24 protein-coding genes are annotated in these 21,063 nt (G+C 42.3%); 5 read left to right on the forward strand and 19 right to left on the reverse strand.

Annotated elements, in window-relative coordinates:
* Positions 1-8 precede the first annotated feature (8 nt).
* The 6 genes from UE46_RS09800 to UE46_RS09825 form a co-directional block, all read right to left on the reverse strand.
* The gene (locus UE46_RS09800) at positions 9-695 is read right to left on the reverse strand and encodes an urease accessory protein UreF (protein ID WP_036061652.1); all 687 of its coding nucleotides are present in this window, start codon (positions 693-695) and stop codon (positions 9-11) included.
* The gene (locus UE46_RS09805; protein WP_036061651.1) at positions 685-1,143 is read right to left on the reverse strand and encodes an urease accessory protein UreE; all 459 of its coding nucleotides are present in this window, start codon (positions 1,141-1,143) and stop codon (positions 685-687) included. The genes UE46_RS09800 and UE46_RS09805 overlap by 11 nt, the downstream gene beginning before the upstream one ends.
* Positions 1,144-1,152: 9 nt before the next feature.
* Positions 1,153-2,865 (reverse strand): urease subunit alpha, encoded by a 1,713-nt coding sequence (gene ureC, locus UE46_RS09810; RefSeq protein ID WP_118907582.1) that lies wholly within the window; start codon positions 2,863-2,865, stop codon positions 1,153-1,155.
* A 12-nt stretch (positions 2,866-2,877) separates the two neighbouring features.
* Positions 2,878-3,186 carry an urease subunit beta gene (locus UE46_RS09815; RefSeq protein ID WP_036061649.1) on the reverse strand — a complete coding sequence of 103 codons (309 nt, stop codon included), beginning with the start codon at positions 3,184-3,186 and terminating at the stop codon, positions 2,878-2,880.
* 18 nt (positions 3,187-3,204) lie between these two features.
* Positions 3,205-3,507: an urease subunit gamma gene (locus UE46_RS09820; RefSeq protein WP_036061647.1), complete on the reverse strand. Its 303-nt coding sequence runs from the start codon at positions 3,505-3,507 to the stop codon at positions 3,205-3,207.
* A 322-nt stretch (positions 3,508-3,829) separates the two neighbouring features.
* The gene (locus tag UE46_RS09825) at positions 3,830-4,738 is read right to left on the reverse strand and encodes a helix-turn-helix transcriptional regulator (RefSeq protein ID WP_036061645.1); all 909 of its coding nucleotides are present in this window, start codon (positions 4,736-4,738) and stop codon (positions 3,830-3,832) included.
* A gap of 109 nt (positions 4,739-4,847) precedes the next feature.
* On the opposite strand from UE46_RS09825, the gene UE46_RS09830 reads away from it, so the two are divergent.
* On the forward strand, positions 4,848-5,234 hold the full coding sequence (locus tag UE46_RS09830) for a GyrI-like domain-containing protein (RefSeq protein WP_051492990.1): 387 nt from the start codon (positions 4,848-4,850) through the stop codon (positions 5,232-5,234).
* Between the two features lie 146 nt (positions 5,235-5,380).
* Here the strand turns inward: UE46_RS09830 and UE46_RS09835 are convergent, their stop codons facing one another.
* The 3 genes from UE46_RS09835 to UE46_RS09845 are packed head-to-tail and all read right to left on the reverse strand — an operon-like array spanning position 5,381 to position 8,343.
* On the reverse strand, positions 5,381-6,310 hold the full coding sequence (locus UE46_RS09835) for a DHH family phosphoesterase (protein WP_036061643.1): 930 nt from the start codon (positions 6,308-6,310) through the stop codon (positions 5,381-5,383).
* 17 nt (positions 6,311-6,327) lie between these two features.
* Entirely contained in the window at positions 6,328-7,641 is a 1,314-nt protein-coding gene (gene ytoI / locus UE46_RS09840; protein ID WP_036062008.1) for a CBS-HotDog domain-containing transcription factor YtoI, read from the reverse strand.
* An 18-nt stretch (positions 7,642-7,659) separates the two neighbouring features.
* Positions 7,660-8,343: a metal-dependent hydrolase gene (locus tag UE46_RS09845; protein ID WP_036061642.1), complete on the reverse strand. Its 684-nt coding sequence runs from the start codon at positions 8,341-8,343 to the stop codon at positions 7,660-7,662.
* 131 nt (positions 8,344-8,474) lie between these two features.
* Here UE46_RS09845 and UE46_RS09850 point away from each other — a divergent pair, with 131 nt between their 5' ends.
* Entirely contained in the window at positions 8,475-9,572 is a 1,098-nt protein-coding gene (locus tag UE46_RS09850; protein ID WP_118907583.1) for a M24 family metallopeptidase, read from the forward strand.
* A gap of 29 nt (positions 9,573-9,601) precedes the next feature.
* On the opposite strand, the gene fosX is transcribed toward UE46_RS09850, so the two are convergent.
* Positions 9,602-10,003, reverse strand: coding sequence for a FosX/FosE/FosI family fosfomycin resistance hydrolase (fosX, locus tag UE46_RS09855; RefSeq protein WP_036061641.1), 402 nt, complete (start codon positions 10,001-10,003; stop codon positions 9,602-9,604).
* 105 nt (positions 10,004-10,108) lie between these two features.
* Here fosX and UE46_RS09860 point away from each other — a divergent pair, with 105 nt between their 5' ends.
* Positions 10,109-10,480, forward strand: coding sequence for an iron-sulfur cluster biosynthesis family protein (locus UE46_RS09860; RefSeq protein WP_051492989.1), 372 nt, complete (start codon positions 10,109-10,111; stop codon positions 10,478-10,480).
* Between the two features lie 33 nt (positions 10,481-10,513).
* Here the strand turns inward: UE46_RS09860 and ald are convergent, their stop codons facing one another.
* On the reverse strand, positions 10,514-11,629 hold the full coding sequence (ald, locus tag UE46_RS09865; RefSeq protein WP_036061640.1) for an alanine dehydrogenase: 1,116 nt from the start codon (positions 11,627-11,629) through the stop codon (positions 10,514-10,516).
* Between the two features lie 326 nt (positions 11,630-11,955).
* Between ald and UE46_RS09870 the strand changes: the two genes are divergently transcribed.
* Entirely contained in the window at positions 11,956-12,414 is a 459-nt protein-coding gene (locus UE46_RS09870; RefSeq protein WP_036061639.1) for a universal stress protein, read from the forward strand.
* A gap of 60 nt (positions 12,415-12,474) precedes the next feature.
* Here the strand turns inward: UE46_RS09870 and UE46_RS09875 are convergent, their stop codons facing one another.
* The 5 genes from UE46_RS09875 to sppA form a co-directional block, all read right to left on the reverse strand.
* Positions 12,475-13,668 carry an acetate kinase gene (locus UE46_RS09875; RefSeq protein ID WP_036061638.1) on the reverse strand — a complete coding sequence of 398 codons (1,194 nt, stop codon included), beginning with the start codon at positions 13,666-13,668 and terminating at the stop codon, positions 12,475-12,477.
* A gap of 23 nt (positions 13,669-13,691) precedes the next feature.
* Complete coding sequence (locus UE46_RS09880; protein WP_036061637.1) at positions 13,692-14,684, reverse strand: class I SAM-dependent methyltransferase; 993 nt, start codon at positions 14,682-14,684, stop codon at positions 13,692-13,694.
* Between the two features lie 222 nt (positions 14,685-14,906).
* Entirely contained in the window at positions 14,907-15,407 is a 501-nt protein-coding gene (tpx, locus tag UE46_RS09885) for a thiol peroxidase (RefSeq protein WP_036061636.1), read from the reverse strand.
* Positions 15,408-15,530: 123 nt separating this feature from the next.
* Positions 15,531-16,052 carry an RDD family protein gene (locus UE46_RS09890; protein ID WP_411431068.1) on the reverse strand — a complete coding sequence of 174 codons (522 nt, stop codon included), beginning with the start codon at positions 16,050-16,052 and terminating at the stop codon, positions 15,531-15,533.
* A 10-nt stretch (positions 16,053-16,062) separates the two neighbouring features.
* On the reverse strand, positions 16,063-17,085 hold the full coding sequence (gene sppA, locus UE46_RS09895; protein ID WP_036061634.1) for a signal peptide peptidase SppA: 1,023 nt from the start codon (positions 17,083-17,085) through the stop codon (positions 16,063-16,065).
* Between the two features lie 162 nt (positions 17,086-17,247).
* Between sppA and UE46_RS09900 the strand changes: the two genes are divergently transcribed.
* Entirely contained in the window at positions 17,248-18,048 is an 801-nt protein-coding gene (locus UE46_RS09900) for an NAD kinase (protein ID WP_036061632.1), read from the forward strand.
* 262 nt (positions 18,049-18,310) lie between these two features.
* Here the strand turns inward: UE46_RS09900 and UE46_RS09905 are convergent, their stop codons facing one another.
* The 3 genes from UE46_RS09905 to UE46_RS09915 all read right to left on the reverse strand — a co-directional run bounded on the left by UE46_RS09905 (position 18,311) and on the right by UE46_RS09915 (position 21,040).
* On the reverse strand, positions 18,311-18,745 hold the full coding sequence (locus tag UE46_RS09905) for a dUTP diphosphatase (protein ID WP_036061520.1): 435 nt from the start codon (positions 18,743-18,745) through the stop codon (positions 18,311-18,313).
* Between the two features lie 87 nt (positions 18,746-18,832).
* Complete coding sequence (locus UE46_RS09910; RefSeq protein WP_143812881.1) at positions 18,833-20,188, reverse strand: lipopolysaccharide biosynthesis protein; 1,356 nt, start codon at positions 20,186-20,188, stop codon at positions 18,833-18,835.
* 81 nt (positions 20,189-20,269) lie between these two features.
* Positions 20,270-21,040 carry a LicD family protein gene (locus tag UE46_RS09915; RefSeq protein WP_118907584.1) on the reverse strand — a complete coding sequence of 257 codons (771 nt, stop codon included), beginning with the start codon at positions 21,038-21,040 and terminating at the stop codon, positions 20,270-20,272.
* Positions 21,041-21,063 lie beyond the last annotated feature (23 nt).

The following is a 21,063-nucleotide window of genomic DNA, read 5'->3' on the forward strand; positions in this document are numbered from 1 at the left end:
AAAAATTACTACGACATGAAATTCCGCGCAAATAGCAGTTCGTGCCGCATTTGGGCAATCTCAAGTCCTGGCGGTGTCGAGCCAAAATCGCCTTCTGACAACCGTTCAATTTGTAAATAAGCCTCATTAATTTCGGCCTGAAAAGCAAGTAATAATTTTTGTCCCGCGGTTTGTCCAATCGGAACACCGCGGACCGCATTTTGCACCATTGTTGCGATTGTCGAATAAAGAAATGCCTCGATCGTTTCTTGTTTGCCCAATCCTAAATGATGCCCAATCACCGTCAAAACCACCACTGGATGCGCGTCAACCTCTTTATTCACAACAGCTTGATGATACATATCGAGTTCCTTGATTTCAAACAAGTCTTGCCCTAAAACAAGAAACCGCTCGCCCATTTTTTGATTCGCAACCCGTACTTCTCGTGGCAAAATTTGCGCCGTCAACGCTTGCGAACGATATATAATTTCATCTGGATCGCCATTCTCAAGCGCCTCATAAATCAAACGCGCCGATAACCCTTCTGAGTACACTAGCTGCTCCTGCAAAAAAATCTTCAACCAGACACCAAACGAAGAAGCATCGTGAATCGCCTCTTCGTTCATATATGTCTCAAAACCAAACGAGTGACTAAAAGCGCCCGTCGGAAAATTAGAATCGCACAATTGGAAAAAAGTCAGCGTTTTATTCATCATGACTATGCCCAATATGGCGGAATGCTTCTTTTAAATACCGCTTTTCTCGCTCGAAAGGAATCCCAGCTTCTTTCAACAAGTTCTCCACCAAATAATCGAATTGAACAACCATCGTGTCCTCGATAAATTGGGCGGGTAAATGCCGATTTCCGAGTGCATGCGCAATCTCGCCCATCTCGTGAATCGAGCGTGGCGAAATCGTCAATACATCCTCCGATAAAACATCGACCACAACCATATTCCCCGCTTCTTGTTGCAAAATATCGCCGACGTGTAAATGCTTTCCTTGCGCCAAACGAATTCGAATTTCATTGCCGTGATCCGTTTTCACAAGGTGCATCCGTTTTGCAAGCGACTCATTTTCGATGAAAACACGCTCCACATGATACTTTCCAAGCTCTTCTTCTGTTAAATCTTCTATATTTCCAACCACTTGTTCTACAATCATTTCGTCACCTCAGAATAAAAAGTATCGTTGTGCCATTGGAAGTTTTTCCGCCGCTTCGCACGTGATCAATTTGCCATCGATTTTAACCTCATATGTTTGTGGATTCACGTCGATATTTGGTGTCTCATTGTTCCATTTCATATCTTTTTTCGTTAACTTACGCACACCTTTTACAGGCAACGTTTCTTTTTGTAAGCCATACTTCGAGCGGATATCTTTATCATGCGCAGCTTGTGATACAAACGTGAACGAACTTCTTGCTAAAGCTGTACCAATCGAGCCAAACATCGGACGATAAAGCGCTGGTTGTGGCGTTGGGATCGAACCATTTGGATCACCCATGACGCTGTTTGAGATCATCCCATTTTTTAAAATTTTATCAGGTTTAACGCCGAAAAATTTCGGTTCCCATAAGACTAAATCAGCAATTTTGCCGACTTCAATCGAACCCACATAATCCGCAATACCATGTGTGATCGCTGGATTGATCGTATATTTCGAGATGTAACGCTTCACGCGTGTGTTATCACTTTTCGCTGAATCACCGTCTAGAGCGCCGCGCTGAGCTTTCATTTTGTCCGCTGTTTGCCACGTCCGGATGATAACCTCGCCAATCCGGCCCATCGCTTGGGAATCCGAGCTGGTCATACTGAAAACGCCCATATCTTGCAAAACATCTTCCGCCGCAATCGTTTCTTCGCGAATCCGTGAGTCAGCGAACGCGAGATCTTCTGGAATATCTGGATTTAAATGATGACAAACCATTAACATATCCAAATGCTCATCAATTGTATTCTTTGTAAACGGCAAGGTTGGGTTTGTGGAAGAAGGCAACACGTTCGGGTAACCCGCTAAACGAATAATATCTGGTGCATGTCCACCGCCAGCGCCCTCTGTATGGTACGTATGAATCACGCGATCGCCAAATGCTTCAATCGTGCGTTCTACAAATCCTGTTTCATTGAGCGTATCAGTATGAATCGCTACTTGCACATCGTATTCATCGGCTACTTGCAAGGAATGATCGATCGAGGCGAATGTTGCGCCCCAGTCTTCATGGATTTTAAGACCCATCGCGCCTGCTTCAATTTGTTCGGCAAGCGGTTCATTTGATGCTGCATGTCCTTTTCCAAGTAAGCCGATGTTGACTGGTAAACCATCCGCCGCTTGTAGCATCCGTTCCAAGTTCCAAGCACCAGGCGTTACCGTCGTCGCATTCGTGCCTTCTGCAGGCCCCGTTCCACCGCCAATTAACGTTGTAACACCACTATTCACAGCCACTTCAATTTGTTGCGGAGAAATAAAATGGATATGCGTATCGATCCCACCAGCCGTCAAAATCTTATTTTCACCAGCAATAATTTCCGTAGAAGCACCGATTGGAATCGTTACATTATCCATTACAAGCGGATTTCCAGCCTTACCAATCGCCGCAATTTTGCCATCCTTCACAGAAATATCTGCTTTAAAAATTCCAGTATAATCAATCACGGTTGCGTTCGTAATAACTAAATCAGGCACGCCATCATCACGTACAGCAGTCGGATGCATGCCCATTCCTTCACGAATCACTTTCCCGCCACCAAAAACGACTTCATCACCATATGAGGTATAATCTTTTTCAATTTCAATAAGTAAATCTGTATCCGCCAACCGCACAACATCACCGACAGTTGGTCCATATAAATCTGTATATTGTTTACGAGGTATATTTAAACTCATCCTAATCGCTCCTTAGTCTAGTGATCCATTTGTTTTATTGTTTAGGCCGTACACTTTACGTTCTCCAGCAAGCGCTACAAGTTCTACTGTCTTTTTATCCTGAGGCTCAAAACGAACCGCCGTCCCCGCAGGTATATTTAAACGATAGCCAAACGCTTTATCACGATCAAAAGCAAGCTCGCTATTAATTTCAAAAAAATGATAATGTGAGCCGATCTGCACCGGTCTATCTCCCGTATTCGTCACTTCTACTTCCACTGTATCGCGCCCAACATTACACGCAATCGGGCCGTCCTCTAAAATAAGTTCTCCTGGTTTCATTCTGTTTTCCTCCTTCGCTTATCGGATCGGATTATGCACGGTTACAAGCTTCGTCCCATCTGGGAATGTCGCCTCCACCTGAATATCACTAATCATGTCCGCGATGCCATCCATCACGTCATCCACCGTTAAAATTGTAGCGCCATACTGCATCATTTCGGCAACCGTTTTCCCGTCACGAGCGCCCTCCAAAACTTCATACGTTATTAGCGCAATTGATTCAGGATAATTCAGTTTCAGCCCACGGTCTCGCCTTCTTCTCGCCAAATCCGCAGCGACGACAATTAATAATTTTTCTTGTTCCTTGGCTGTTAAATTCATGATCCAGACTTCCTCTCATTTCAAAATTTAATTTAACCCACTAAAGTATTAGCCGATTAATGGGACTAATTCTAGCACTATGATATCGCACCGTCTAGTGAAAACATGGAAAGTCACAATATCGCTATATTTATGCTTTTTCGGGTAGTATTTTTGTGCTTTTTTAGGAGTTTCCCGTAATTTTAATTGCTAAATTAGGGCTTTTTTATTTTTGTGCTATAGGTCGCAAAAACGCACCAAAACAGAAAAAAAGTACTCTAAACTTGAAAGAGTACCATGCTATAAAGTATTAAATTTTACATCAAAAAATAACGTTTCTGCTTCATTCATATAAATTCAGAGCCGTTTGAAGTTGTTGCTTTATTTCTGTGCGCAAATTATCTGGACTAATAACTTCCATATCTGCACCAAACGACAATAAAAATGAATAGAGCCAATCCGTCTTTGGAATCTCTGTTTTCAACTCAATACTACCAGACAGGCTCACCAGAATTTCTGCTGGAAAAATAGCCATCAGTCGGTAATAAACAGATGGATCAAAACGAAGATGGACAGCGATTTTTGGCGCAGGCGTCACTGCATTTTCCCGAAATTGTATAAAGGCTGCTTCCTCATAAATCGGCTGAAAATAGTCCAATATCTCCAAATCCAGCATCCGGTGAACATGGAATAATCGATAATCTTGCCGCAAATAACAATAACCCCACAAATACCAAGCACTCCCCCGATACCAAAGCTTGAGCGGCGCCACTTCCCTGCGCGTTTCCTCACGATTACTATTATAATAGGTAAACATCAATTGACGATTTTCTAAAATACATTCCTTCATCACTGCAAAAATTTCATTCCGTTCAGGCGGAGCACCATATTCCGCAGGATCAATCACAATCCACTCCCTTTCGATCGTAGCATCCCACAACGCTTGAAACTTCTGCATCAACGTCTCGACTTCTGGAAATTTAGTCGTGGAAAGGTTTTGAAGTGCCAATTGCAACACATCTTTTTCCTTCGCTGTGACGGGAATCCTCGAAAGCGTAAAGCCTTGCATCAAGCTAATCCCACCCGTTCGCCCGCGTGTCATTTCGACCGGTAATCCTGCAACAGAGAGCGTTTCCACATCTCGGTAAATCGTGCGCGTGGAAACACCAAAATAACTCGCTAGCTCCTTTGCTTGGATATTTTTCCGATGCATTAATAAAATCAGAATCTCTAACAAACGATCAATTTTCACAGTTTCTCCCACCTCCCACTTCATTTTTACTTATCGTACCACAAAATTTAAATATGACATAGTGTTGTCAATTGAATCCGTTAAGATAGAAGAAAAGGAGGTTTTAACAATGAAGAACAAGGACATATTTTTAATTAGCGAAACGCGCACAAACAACTTTACAGATCCCGACGTAGCGGTGAAAATAGGCGGTTTATGGGGACAAGCACAGAAATATCAACAGGAAGGGGCTATTTTTTACGGGATTTACGCAGATTATGAAAGTGATTATAAAGGCGACTATACGGTGAGCGTTGCGAGTAGTATTTGTCCTTTTAAAGAAGCGAAAACAATATCCATCCCTGAGCAGAAATATCACGCTTTTCCTGTTGAAAAAGATGTTTTCGCGACATGGCAGGAAATTTGGAAGACAGAGTTAGATCGGAGTTACCTATTTGATTACGAAGAATATTCGGCGGACGGCTCCATTCGGATTTATATTGGCCTGAACACGTAAAGAGGAGTATGAGACATAACCCCGATAAATCGGCGAAAAGCGCTCGATTTGTTTGAAGCAAGATTCACGTCTTACCCAGAAAGAAGGAATTCATGATATCTCGCTTATTTTGTGTATCCAGAGGTTTTGTCCCACCCTCCTCTTATTTAATCACATAATGCTTCTAATTTCGCGACCATTTCTGGAATCTCTGCTTCTGATTCAAGCGTCGCACCAGCTGCGAGCGGATGACCACCGCCACGATATTCTTTTGCTAAGCCATTGATGACAGGCTTTTTAGAACGTACGCGTGCTCGGATAATATCACCGTCTTCGATAAATAAAATCCACGCTTTAATTCCTATCACACTATCAATCCGATTCACCAACTGTGCCGCATCGCGTGGCGTGACATCGAATTTTTCCAACAACGCACGGTTAATATAAATATGTGCCGCGCCATTTTCCGACATCTGGAAGTTTTGCAAAATATAGCCTGACAATTTAACCGCATTTAGTGGTGTTTCATACATTTTTGTGAATATTTCCGTGCGGTCAAACGGGAAAGCAACTAAATCTGCCGCATAACGTAACGTTTTTGGCGTCGTATTTGGGAACAAGAACCGTCCCGTATCACCGACAATACCAGCGTACAATAACCGTGCAGCCGCCTCATTCATCGCAAGTTCCTTAGGAAACTCCTCCACGAACGCCGCAATCATCTCGCTACAAGACGAAGCTTCCGTATCCACCCAAACATAATCGCCATAAACGTCCTCGTTCGGATGATGGTCAATCTTCACCAGCTCCGCGCCAAGCGTATAACGCGCATCATCAATTCGCTCCGTATTCGCCGTATCACAAACAACGACAAGCGCACCATCATAAACCGAATCCTCGATCCTGTCCACTTCGCCGAGGAAATCAAGCGACGGCTCGCCTTCCCCAACACAATAAACCTTCTTATCAGGAAAATTACCTTTCAAAATCGCGGCTAATCCCATTTGCGAACCATACGCATCCGGATCAGGCCGCACATGTCGGTGAATAATAATCGTTTCATATTTCTTCATCACATCTAAAATTGCTCGTTTCATCCTATCTCCACCAATCCTTAACGTTCCATCATTTGGCAAGCAACAATTGCTTTACCGACTAAAATACCTTCCAAAAATAACTCCACATCAATTTTCCCGGCTTTACGTCCCATCTCGAGAATCCGCGGTTTAATCATGATCGTCGCATCCATTTGAACCGGTTTCAAAAAGTAAATCGAGATATTCTCCAGCGCCACATTCCGCTTCTTCAAAGAAAACAGTTTTTGTTGCACCACATCACACACGATCTGCGTAAACACACCATAAGAAAGCGTCCCAATATTGTTCGTCATCTGCGGCGTCACCGTAAACTGGAAATCGAGCTCCGTATCATCCGTCTGTTTCTCCATCAACTGGTTCGTAATCGTATCGTCAATTGTCTCCCCAATCTGAGGCTGACGCTGAATCATTTGCAGCGATTTCAAAATATCTTGCCGACTCACAATTCCAATCAACGTCAAGTCATCCTTCACAACTGGAATAACCTCGATACCTTCCCAAATCATCATATGCGATACGGACGCCACGCTCATTTTCGGACCAACTGTCAGCGGATTTTTCGTCATCACCCGCTCAATCGAGATCGATAAATTTTTGTCAATCACGTCTTTACTTGTAATCATCCCTGACAAACGCATCGCCTTGTTCACCACTGGAAAACGACTATGTCCCGTCGCAGTTTCCTTCTTGTACCAGTCTTCCACCCGATCCGAAGTGCTCAAATAAGCCGTTTTTTCAAGCGGTGTCAAAATGTCCTCCACGAACACGACTTCCTTCTTAATTAACTGATCAAAAATCGCGCGGTTAATCATCGTCCCAACCGTAAACGTGTCATACGTCGTCGATAAAATTGGCAGTTCCTTCGCATCAGCTAACTTCTTCACAGAGTCCACCGTATCAAAACCACCCGTAATCAAAACTGCCGCTCCACGTTCTAGCGCCAATTCCTGCGCATCAACCCGATTCCCAACAATCACCAAGTTTCCCGCATCCGTATAGCGCTCCATCGCCTCAACCGTCATCGCTCCAATCACAAACTTATTCAGCGATTTATGTAGTCCAGCGCGGCCACCAAGCACTTGTCCATCGATCATATTCACAATCTCCGCATACGTTAACTTCTCGATACTATCCTTTTGCTTCCGCTCAATCCGAATCGTTCCCACACGCTTAATCGTACTAACAAAGCCAACAATTTCCGCGTCCTTGATCGCTCGGTAAGCCGTTCCTTCACTTACATGCAAATTTTTCGCGATTTTCCGAACCGAAATTTTTTCCCCTACCGCAAGCTCTTCAATATATTTCAAAATCTGCTCATGCTTTGTCGCCAAGCCACTCACCCATTCCCTCTAAATTGTCATCGACACGCCAATATCCAGCACTTTCCCACGCAATTCCGTATTTAGACTCGCAACAAACGCGTGCGGGTCCTGCGCAATCAATGGGAATGTATTATAATGCATTGGCACAACTACCTTCGCCTGCAAAAACTCCGCCGCAATCGCCGCATCCTCTGGCCCCATCGTGAAATTATCCCCAATCGGTAAAAACGCCACGTCAAGCTCGTTCAACTGCCCAATCAATTTCATATCCGAGAACAATCCTGTGTCTCCCGCGTGATAAATCGACTTTCCGTCAATCGTCAATACAAATCCCGTTGGCAAACCTAAATTAATAATTTTACCATCACGAACCGTTGCAGAACCATGAAATGCCTGCGTCAACTTCACGACACCGAAATCAAATTTGCGCTTTCCACCAATATGCATCGCCGCGATATTTTCTACGCCTTCCATGCCAAGAAACGTTGCCAAATCAGCATTCGTAATCACCGTCGCGCCCGAATTCTGCGCAATCGTCACCGTGTCCCCAACATGATCATCATGACCGTGCGTGACGATAATATAATCCGGTTTCTCCTCGCTCACAACTAGATCACACTGAGGATTCCCCGAAATAAACGGATCGACAAGAATCGTCACATCCTCCGTTACTACTTTAATACATGATTGCCCATGAAATGAAATTTTCATATTTATGACTTCCCTTCTGTATTGTACTAGTTTCATTATACGCTATACTATAACAGAATTTCAAAACATTTAATTTCTGCGCGTTTTCGTGTTATGATAAAGCGGACGAATCAAGGAAAGAAGGATGTAGGATGGAAAAAAATATTGATGTTTTGCAAAACTGGCTAAAAGAACAAAATGCTGAGGTCGCGTTCATCACCGACCCTGAAAACATTGCCTATTTCACCGGCTACCACAGCGATCCACACGAACGCGTTCTAGGCCTGGCGGTATTTACCGAAGCTGAACCGTTCCTTTTCACACCAGGATTAGAAGTAGAAGACGTAAAAAATAGCGACTGGTCACATGATGCATACGGTTACAGCGACATTGAAAATCCATGGGAAATCATTGTCACAGAAATTACCAAACGCGTGCCAACCGTGAAAAAATTCGCAATTGAAAAATCACATATGAGCGTTGACCGCTTCGAAATTTTATCCAAGTACCTAACCGATGCGAACTTCATCTCGATCGAAGAAAAAATCCAGATGATCCGCCTCATCAAAACACCCGAAGAACTCAAAATTTTAAAAGAAGCCGCGCTACTGGCTGATTACGCCGTCCAAGTTGGCGTTGACGAAATCGCAGAAGGCAAAACCGAAGCTGAAATCGTTGCTAAAATCGAATACGAAATGAAGAAAAAAGGCGTGTCCGCGATGTCCTTCTCAACGATGGTCCTAACCGGCACAAACGGCGCCCTGCCTCACGGTACACCAGGCGACACCAAAATCAAAAAAGGCGACCTCGTATTATTCGATTTAGGCGTTGTGCATAAAGGCTACTGCTCCGACATCACGCGCACCGTCGCATACGGCGAAATTAACGCCGAACAAGAAAAAATCTATAACACCGTATTAAAAGCACAACTCGCAGCTATCGAAAAAGTAAAAGCTGGCGTTCCCGCGAAAGAAGTCGACCTTACCGCTCGAAACATCATCAAAGAAGCGGGTTATGGCGACTATTTCCCACATCGACTTGGTCACGGTTTAGGCGCAAGCGTTCATGAATTCCCATCCATCACCGAAACAAACGAAATGGCGCTACAAGAAAATATGGTCTTCACCATCGAGCCCGGCATCTACGTTCCAGGCGTTGCAGGCGTGCGTATTGAAGATGATATCGTTGTGACAAAAGACGGTTACGAAATTTTGACGGAGTTTCCGAAAGAATTAACGTATGTAAAATAAGCACAAAAAGAAGTAGTTCATCCGCTGAGCTACTTCTTTTTATATTCCCGCAACCTCTCTATAAGCGTCCCCGTATGAAGTTCAAACAAATGATTATCAAAATCATAAAAATAAATCGAATTCGCCTCACCAACCACGCGCGCACGTCCCTCTTTTATCTCCAAACCAAGCGCATTTATCCGCTCCAAATACATCATGTAATCCGCATCCTCGATTTTAAAAGCAATATGATTATACGTCCTACTAGGCAAACTTTCTCCCTCCATAATCGCAATCCATAAATCACCAATCAAGAAAAACTTCTCCTTCGACAAAGAAAAAGTGTCCTCGCCACTCGAATACACCTCTTTCGCATCAAAGATCTGCTCAAAAAACATAGTCGCCTTCTCCAAATCTCGAACGATAAACGTCATATGACTTATTCCTTCCATCCTAAACCACTCCTCTTCTACAATATACAAATTCAAATATGTGAGCAATAAACTTTCCAATCTACACGCCGCGCCGTACAATAAAAACAAAAGAGGTGATTCCAAATGAACCTAACATTCACAGCAATGGCTATCTCCCGTCTCTCAGCCCTTCGCGGTGACCATCCTGGCAAACTCCATCTATATTACCGAACAGAAGGCTGCGGCTGTGAAAATAGCGGTATTTTCACGCTCAAATTAGTCACGGAAACAACGCCAGAAGACATCGAGTTCTCATCTAATCTCGGTCCTATCCTAATTGCACGCTGGACGGCAGTTTTTCTGGAAGAGGAGCTAAAAATCGATTATGACGCCACATCCAATGCCCTTATTCTAAAAAGCGACGGCCAATTTTATAATCGCAATCTCCTACTCATGGACGCTGATAACAATTATATCTATACCCCAACAAAAAAACGAGCAGAAATCTCTAACTAAAGAGTTCCTGCTCGTTTCTTCATGTCTTTTAAATTAGACCAAAGCTTCTTCTACCGCTTTATATTCATAGCCTAAATCATCCGCAACGGCTTTATACGTCACATAACCGCCGATCGTATTCACACCTTTATACAGCGAAAGATTGCCAAGAACCGCATCAGCAAGGCCTTTATTCGCAAGTGTCAAGCCGAACTGCAATGTCGCATTCGTCAGCGCGATGGTCGATGTACGTGGCACTGCGCCAGGCATATTCGCCACAGCATAATGCACGACGCCATGTTTTTCATACGTCGGATCATCATGAGTCGTCACGCGATCCGTCGTTTCGAAGATACCACCTTGGTCAATCGCAATATCCACGATAACCGCACCTGGTTTCATCTCCTTCACAAGCGATTCTTTCACAAGTTTTGGAGCACGCGCGCCTGGAATAAGTACCGCACCAACTACCAAATCAGCTTTTTTCACGGCTGTTTCGATATTGAAAGCATTACTCATCAACGTCGTAATTTGATTGCCAAAAATATCATCTAATTCGCGTAAACGATGCAAGTTCAGATCTAGAATCGTCACGTTAGCACCAAGCCCAATCGCTACTTTTGCAGCGTTCGTTCCGGCCATACCGCCACCGATAATAACAACTTCCCCACGTTCAACGCCTGGCACACCGCTAAGTAAAATACCGCGTCCGCCATTATTTCTTTGTAAAAATTGCGTCCCAATCTGCGCTGCCATACGACCAGCAACCTCACTCATTGGGCTAAGTAACGGCAACGAACGATCGTCGAGCTCGACAGTTTCATACGCCACACTATTCACTTTTTTCTCAGTTAATGCTTTTGCAAGTTCCGGTTCATTTGCTAAATGCAAATATGTAAATAGCAGTAAACCTTCGCGGAAATAACCATATTCTGACGCAATCGGTTCCTTCACTTTCACAACCATATCCGCAGCCCACGCTTCTGCTGCCGTTTCTACGATCGTTGCACCAGCTTTCACATAATCTTCATCATGGAACGCAGAACCAACACCTGCATTCTTCTCTACAAGCACTTTATGGCCTGATTGAACGTAAGATAAAACACTGGCTGGCGTCATTGCTACACGATTTTCATTATTCTTAATCTCTTTTGGAACACCTATTAACACATTAATCGCCCCTTCACTAAGTAGTATTGCCTATGAGTACACATTAAGTATACGCTTACATAATAAGAATAACACATATGACCCAAATTGTAAAAATATACGGGTTTAAAAATTCCGCAATGCTTTTAATGGTTGTTTTTGCAGAAAAAGGGTACAATAGTAGTATAAATAGATTTTCCAAACTGTCGAAAAAACCATCTTCATTATCCCCGCCAAACAACAGCGTCTCGATAAATGCTTAGATTCTAGGCAAAGTCGAACACTGGCGCGGAGAATTTAACGACGAAGATGAGCGTTTGCCGACACGCTGGGTAGGAGGAATTAATATGTTACAACAATACGGTAGAGTTTTAGTTGCAGTCGATGGATCAAAAGAAGCGGAAAGTGCATTCCAAAAAGCAATTCAAGTTGCTAAAAGAAATGAAGGGTCACTTGGACTTGTTCACGTTATCGATACGCGTGCCTTCTCGTCTGTTGCAAACTACGACACATCAATGGCTGACAAAGCCACAGAATATGCGGACGAATTATTAAACGGATATAAAGATGATGCCTTAAAACAAGGTGTAACCAACGTTGAAACATACATCGAATATGGCTCTCCAAAAACAGCCATCACAAAAGAAGCTGCGCAAGCATTCAAAGCCGACCTCATTATGTGTGGTGCTACAGGCCTGAATGCAGTAGAACGTTTACTTATCGGTAGTGTCTCTGAATACATCATCCGCCACTCGCCTTGTGACGTACTTGTAGTTAGAACCGAAGATCCAGTGTATAAAGATTAATTTATAATCATTAAAAAAGTAGGTTCCCGTTAAAAGGAACCTACTTTTTTTGCATATATTTTAGCCTCTTGCACGAATCATTTCAACATCGCGCGCAATAACCAATTCTTCGTTTGTTGGGATAACAATTACTTTTACTGGAGAATGCGGGTAGTTTAGGAATGCTTCTACACCGTGAACTTGGTTTAGAGCTGGATCCCAATAAACGCCCATGAACTCTAAGCCACGAAGAACACGCTCGCGGATGTACGCACTGTTTTCACCAATACCAGCTGTGAAAATAATCGCATCGACGCCGTTCATACGTGCAGCATAAGATCCGATAAATTTGTGAATGCCGTCAACGAAAACGTCTAGCGCTAATTCCGCACGATCATTTCCTTTTGCCGCTTCACTTTCAAGGTCACGAAGATCACTTGAAATACCGGATACGCCTAGCATACCTGATTCTTTGTTTAATACGTCCAATACTTGCTCTGCTGTTTTCCCTGTTTTCTCCATAATAAATGGCACGAGCGCAGGATCAATGTTACCAGAACGAGTTCCCATAGAAACACCTGCAAGTGGCGTGAAGCCCATCGATGTATCCATAGATTTACCGCCTTCAATCGCCGCGATACTAGCACCGTTTCCTAAGTGACACGTGATTAAACGCAACTCTTCTACAGGACGACCAAGTAGCTCTGAGGCACGCTCAGAAACATATTTATGACTCGTACCGTGGAAACCATACTTACGGATGCCATAGTCTTTATAATAGTTGTACGGTAAACTATAAAGGTAGCTTGATTGTGGCATTGTTTGGTGGAATGCTGTATCAAAAACTGCTACCGCAACGATATTCGGCAATACTTTACGGAATGCGCGAATACCTGTAACGTTCGCTGGGTTATGAAGTGGCGCAAGCTCAGAAAGTTGCTCAATATCAGCAATAACTTTATCATCAATAAGGACAGATTCTGTGAATTTTTCGCCGCCATGAACAACACGGTGACCCACACCTGTAATCTCGTCATATGATTTGATAATATTGTGCGAAATCAATTTATCAAGAACCATTTGAACCGCAACTTCATGATCCGGAATATCCGTTACTTCTTTGATTTTTTCTCCATCGACGGAGATTGTGAAAATCGAGTCTTTCAAGCCAATACGCTCTACGATTCCCGCTGTAATAACTCGTTCTGATGGCATGTCGTATAATTGGAATTTAAGTGATGAACTCCCAGCATTAATTGCAATTGTTTTTTCCATGTTTATTTAATCCATTCCCTTCGTTACTTGTTTTCGTTAAACCAGTTTTCAATTTTAGCTAACACGTTTGCCGTCGCTCTTGGATCGGTCAAACTAGGTAAATTCGCAAGTAATACTTCTTTTGGTGGCTGCAGATCATCTGCCCCTTTTTGCAAAATCAGGATACTTTTTCGAGCTCCCTCTGACGCAAAAAGTGTTTCTGGCAACTGAATAATACCTTGGATATGTCCGTGTTTTTTAATAAAGCGATCTACTTTCGCAAAATCGGACGTTCCAAACATCGAGCTCGGCACTAGGAAAAATAAATATCCTCCTGGCTTTGTGTAGCGCATGCCTTGTTCCATGAATAGGAAATGTGCAAAAGAATGACCTTCCTCGTGATGTAGTTCAAACTCTGCCGCGCGCGTGTCATCAGGATAATACCCCACCGGTAAATCGCTGACAACTACATCCACTGGATCGACAAGCATGTTGCCAAGCCCATCTTGATGTAAAAGATTGATCGGTAAACGTTCCAAATCAGCGCCGACATAGGCAAGTGAAATCAGCAAATCATCAATATCAACGCCTGTAGCATCAAGCTCCAATTTGCCTTCCAACTGATTCACGATCGTTGCGATTAAGTTACCCGTTCCACATGCAGGATCAAGTAAGCGAATCTGCTTCTCACCAGAAAAAGCCTTATCTACCAAATAGCCAATAATGAACCCAATCGAGTCCGGCGTCATTTGATGATTGACTTGTATACCATGCTTCATACCTTTTAAGAGTGCAAGTTGATAACTCTTACGGATATCTTCTTTTGCAAACTCCTCCAACTGAACAGAACCATACCGCTCTTCCAGATTTTTGATCGCCTCAGCAGAAAGTTCATCCTTTTGAAGTACCTCTTTCTGAAATAAATTCTCTCCTGTCTCATAAACAGCTTCCAGATAACTCATCTCGAGTTCATTCTGAATAATAATCGCTGTATCATCGAGAACACGGAATAATTCCTCAACTGTTGCATTTGTCAAAAGTGAACACCTCGAATTCCTTCTTTTCTAACACCAATTAAATATTATACAGCATTTCCAACCAAGATGATAGCATTTTATATTCCTAAAAAGTTATATTTGCGATCAAATGAGCAAGCGCTTTATTTCCACCTCGTGATGCCTTGTTTTAGTCTTCGCTTCCATTTATACTGTAACAGAAAAAAGCTAGTAAACCGGATGCGATTCACTAGCCAAAAATACTTATTTTGCTTCTTTTGCCTTTGCGATTGCTGTATCATAATCCGGATGATTCGTGCCTTCACCAACGTATTCCGCATGCACGATCTTGTTATTGCTATCAAGAACGAAAACAGAACGTGCCAGCAAGCGTAATTCTTTCATAACTACGCCATACGCCTCGCCGAATGAAAGATCGCGATGATCAGAAAGTGTAATTACGTTTGGAAGCCCTTCTGCCGCGCACCATTTCTTTTGCGCAAATGGTAAATCAACAGAAATTGTAAGTATCGCCGTGTTATCTAAGCCAGACGCATCTTCATTGAATTTGCGTGTTTGTTGCGAGCAGACACCTGTATCAATTGATGGAATCACGCTGATTATTTTCACCTTGCCGTCGTAATCGCTTAATGTTACGGCTTCAAGACTCTGGTTTAAAACCGTGAAATCAGGCGCTGTGTCACCAACTTTTACTTCTTTCCCAACTAATGTCATTGGGGTCCCCTTAAATGTAACTTCTGCCATTTTGAATTGCCTCCTTTGATTTCTATCTACGCCCTCTATTCTACCGAAGTGTTTGGCGATGTACTATTTTTTTGCCTATAACTCGAAAAAAGAACCTACGAGACATGCCCGCAAGTTCCAATTTTAATTCCAATCTTTATCCAATTTTAAATAGCCTTCGTGTACAACGGCCGTGCCTTCCAGTAAATCCGCAATTCCCTGCTTCTTCGGTGTAAACGCACAAACAAGGTACAATCCCCAAACGACCGACGTGACAAAGCGCAACGCCCCTTCGCGAAAAAGAACATTTGGCCATGTTAACTTCTCGTTTTTCAATGAAACCACGCGAATCCCGAAAATCATTTTACCCAGCGTTTGACCCCAAAACTTCGTCATCACGATAAAATAGGCGAGGAATACAAGGGTTAAAAGCGCACCGTAGATCGCGAAAAACGAACGATCCATGTTCCAATCAGCCAACCTGAAAATAGGACTAATCAATATGCCTGAAACGGCCGTCGTCACCAGTAAATCGACCAGATACGCCATAAAACGAATCCAAAAACCCGCATAATATTGCGCTGGAAAACCCATCTTTTCGTCTTTTGGAGGCTCATATTTAAACACTGGACGTTCGGTTTGTTGCAACGTTTCCTGTTCCATCAGAATTCCTCCCTTATTTTCCATACAAGTACATTAAACGAGGCGCTTCCATCATATTCATCAACTGAACCGCTTGATGTGCCTCACTTTTTTGTCCAACGATTTGACTAACAGACGATGAGAATAACGACGCTAAACTGCCACCGCTTGAATCGTACTCAAACACTTGTGCACCTTTTAAATCTTGCTCTTTTTTCAGAGCATCAAGCGCTTGTTCTTCATATCCAAACGCATCGATTAAGCCGTTCGCTTTCGCTTGGCGACCATCGTAAATCCGACCATCTGCAATTTTGCGAACTTCGGCATCTGTCATATGACGACCTTCCGCCACGACTTTCACGAATTGACTGTAAGAATCATCAATCATCGACTGCATAATCGCTTTTTCTTCTGCCGTCATCGGGCGCGTCGAACTCATGATATCCTTATATTTCCCACTCTTAATCGTGTTATCCGAAATACCGACTTTCTTCATTAATTCGCTGAAATCATACCCTTGCATAATAACACCGATCGAACCAGTCAGAGTTTCTGGGCTCGCAAAAATCTTATCGGCTGGTGCTGAAACGTAGTAACCGCCTGATGCGGCCATGCTCCCGAATGAAACATACACGGGCAACTTCTTCTCTTTTTTGATCTGTAAAATTTTATCGCGAATTTCAGCCGATTCCACAACGCCACCACCCGGTGAATTCACGTTTAGAAGCACACCAGAAACGGAGTCATCCTCGCGAATTTGCTCCAGTTGATCCATGAAACTCGTGTGGTTGTAGCCTTCACTACCGCCAAGAAGCGAGTCACTGGAACCTGTATCTTGAATCGCGCCATCAATCGAAAGCACCGCAATCCGTTTATCAGGGTTACCTTCTTCCATAACCACTTCCGCTACACCAGAATCCGTCGCCATTAACGAATCTACAAGGGACATTTCATTTTCATCATCGCTTGCGAGAAGCGTACTTGCGATCTTCGTGATGCCGCTTACTACTAATAATGCAGCCACAATTCCGATCGCTATCCATCTTTTTGCATTCACATTTTTTCCCCCTTTTTTTATTACCATAGAACCATCATAACGGAAAACTGGCACATTTTACAGTAAAACTTGCAAATTTCTTATTTTTTACAAGATTAGTAGTGAGCATTCGTGTTATAATAAGTCGAGATTGAATTAATTAAGAACTCTGGAGGTTTTAGTATGGCTGAAACAATTTTTTACTTTTCCTATCGCAAAACAGAAGAATTACAAAAACATGCCGATGAACTAAAAAAAGTAACGAAAGAATACGGTTTTGAAGTGACCGATGATTTCGAAGAGGCAACAGCAATTATCAGTATCGGTGGAGACGGCGCTTTCTTGAAATCCGTTCGCGAAACTGGTTTCCGTTCTGATTGTTTATATGCAGGCATTGCGCTTACCGAACAACTTGGACAATATTGCGATTTCCACGTACATCAAATCGATGAAATTATTAAAGCTGCGGCAGAAGATCGCTGGCTTGTTCGCCGTTACCCAACGATTTATGGTACGGTAAACAATTCCAAAGCTTTTTACGTGCTAAACGAGTTCAATATCCGTTCATCGATCATTCGTACACTGCAAATCGACGTGTATATCAATGATAGCTTGTTCGAAACATTCCGTGGTGATGGCATGGTTATTTCAACGCCAACAGGAAGTACCGCTTACAACAAATCCATTAACGGTTCGATTGTAGATCCGTTGTTACCATCCATGCAAGTGAGTGAGCTCGCTTCGATCAACAATAACCGCTACCGTACACTTGGTTCATCCTTCATTTTGAGCCCAAAACGTAAATTGCGTTTAGATATGCGTGCAAATGGCGTGAATGATTTCCCGATTATGGGGATGGATTCAGAGGCGCTTAGCATCCAACATGTAGATGAAATTAAACTTGAAGTTGGCGATCGCTTTGTGAATATTATCAAATTGCATAATAATTCATTCTGGGATAAAGTAAGACGTAATTTCTTGTAATACAAACACGTTTAGATAATAAACAAAGTGAGCTTGGGACAAAACTCAAGATAAAGCAAAAGCGCCCTCCCATTTCTTCGGGTAGGACGAAAAATTCTGCTTTAAACAAATCGAGCGAAAGCGTTTGTATTCAGGGGATTTGGTGGAAGCCGGAAGCGGAGCATACTGGTGTATGTGAGAACCGGAAGTCCGCCAAATCCCCTGAATGCGAGCGCTTTTCGCCGATTTATCGGGGTTATGTCCCAGCCCCGCTTTTTTCTCGTTATTTCTTCCCAGTCGAACCAAATCCACCACGATCTGCATTCCCAAGACTTGTTACTTCAGTTATTTTCACCTCTGGCATCTTCGCCATGATTCTAAACTGACAAATTCGATCGCCTTTTTCAATGACTGTGTCACGCATCGCGATCGCAGGGAATTTCCAGAAATCATTCTCGCCGCAATAGCTTTCATCGATGACTCCCATACTATTCGACTGAATAATCCCGAAATGTTTATATGTACTAGAACGCGGTACAACATGGGCTTCGTATCCTTTTGGTAGCTCCATCGCAAGCCCCAGATCGATCAATTTATAGTCGCCGGAAGCCAAGTGAACCTCTTCATTCGCGTATAAATCGATCCAATCTCCCTGTTCTAATTTATTTAGTCTTGCATCTTGGTCTGCTGCATATTTTACTTTTATCTCCACTTTCATCACTCCAATAATTTAATTCTTTACCTCCCAATCGTATCATAAATACGCCGACTTATGTACTTTATTTTCACTCCAATGTATGCGAATCTACCAAATAATGATAGTCAGCAAACTAAGTAGCATGATGCATAGCGTAATAATCCCATAATGCCGCCATATGAACCTACCACTTTTGCGCTTGAAAAAGTCATGAAATACAAGATACGGATCAACCCACGTTGTCGTGCATAGCCGTGCAGCAAACATACTAAGAGCGCTGCCAGCCACGCCAATCCGCGGTATCAAAAGAACGGATAAAACCCCGTAAATAAAGATTAAAGCCACTGGTGATAATCGCCCATTCGTATATAATCCTAGCGTTGTCCTGTACGAATACGCTGGATATTGCATGCCATTTATAAAAAACTGAATGACAAGAACAAGAACCACATATTGCGGTAAAATAAAGCTGTCCCCAATCCATAGTCCAATAAACGGATTAATAATGAAGAAAAGCATTAATCCAATCACACTGTAAACAATTCCAATTACCAAATACAATTTATTAAAAACACGATAGGACTGTTCCAAATCATTTTTAGCGTTCATTTGTCCAAGGGAACCAAGCAATCCTCGCATAGCCCTTGCAAGAATACTAACAACCGCACTAAAAATCAGCGTATAATTCGAATATATTCCCGTCATTTGTAGACCTAAAAAATACGTGATAAAGATACTCTCCGTCCCAAAAACTAAAGCACCACTTGCCATATATAGAACGATCCCTTTCACATTTTCCACGATAGCCCGTATTTCTAGTTTTTCAAGTGGATTCGGTCGCCCTTTCAAATACTCTGGAAACTTTCGGTACGCATACATAGATTGGAATAAATTAAACAAAAACGTACATAGAATTTGAATAACCAAAAAGCCAATCAAGTCGTGCGTCATGTACAAATAAATCCCCTGCAAAACAGCTTGTACTAAGAAACTACCTTGTTTATAGAGCACATTAATATATTCTTGTTGCTGCACTAAAAACAAGGCTTTTCGGTACGTAAAGAAATAGCTAAGGCTTGTATTCGCAACATATAGAATAAAAATGAGACCAACCTCAACATCCCCCGCCTCACCAAGTAAAGAAAGACTCATAATATAAGGAACCAGACACAATCCTAAAATAAAAATAAGGCTACCAATCCATCGATAAATTTTCCGATAAAAAAGAAGAAAATCCCTAGCCTTATCATAATTTTTTTGAACGACTGGTTTATATAGCTGGAATATAATTGCCTCGCCAATTCCCAACTCTGCAAAGGAAAGCAACGTTAAGATATTAGAAAATAAGCGGTCCATCCCAACGTATACCTCGCCCAACGTATGGATAAATAACGTACGTATTCCAAAAGATGCTAACAAATAAACACTCTGCATCCCGACGCCGATAATTATGTTTTTTTTCATGTATTTATTCATGTATGTCACCGCCAAGATTTGCTTATTTCAACAGTTTTTGGCTTACCTTTCTTGAGCATTAGTTATTAATCATATAGAGCTATTTCGCTTCACTTCAAAATGTTTCACTTGTACATACTGTTGTACATGATCGCCATAAATATCAATCAGAATTTGTTTGCTATTACGGGGCACATTCACCTGAATTTCACAAAATGTTGTCTTTATTTGTGGAAAGTAATCCTCATATTTGCTCGCACGTTCTTCACTACGAACCATCCCAGGGAAATTAGCTACAAATCGAGCATCTTTCCCATTCTGATAGGTCATCAAATAATATAATATTTTGTGAATAACTAGAGAAGGAATAAAATAAGTGCTGTAGAGCATCATCTTTTTAGAAAACCTTATATCCTTATTTATCTGCCTCAAAAACAAAAGGCCTTTTAGGTTTTGAATAAAAGCTACCCTTAATATCCATTTCAATCCCTCTCTGCGTTTCACTTGATCCAAAGGAAATATATCAATAAAATTTTCGGTCATCCGCTTTGTTGTTACTTCCCAATAACTCGTATTTCTTTTTTTTATTTTAGCAAATGTTACATGACAAGAATAGTTGTTGCGAAACGATTCTACAATAAAAGTACTATCATGTTCCAAGGATACCACTTTTATCAATGTTTCATAATCGCTACGTGGCATAGAAATATCAATGTCATCATCAAGCGGTAAATAGCCTTTATATAACTGACTCCCTGCAAGTGTCCCACCATCTAAATAGTATGTTAGCCCATTATCTTCACATATTTGGATGAAATATCTTAAGATAGCGAGCTGTTCTTCTCGAATCTGTGTCAGCATTTTGCGCCCCCTTAGTATAAAAA

The sequence above is a fragment of the Listeria weihenstephanensis genome (assembly GCF_003534205.1).
Taxonomy (GTDB): domain Bacteria; phylum Bacillota; class Bacilli; order Lactobacillales; family Listeriaceae; genus Listeria_A; species Listeria_A weihenstephanensis.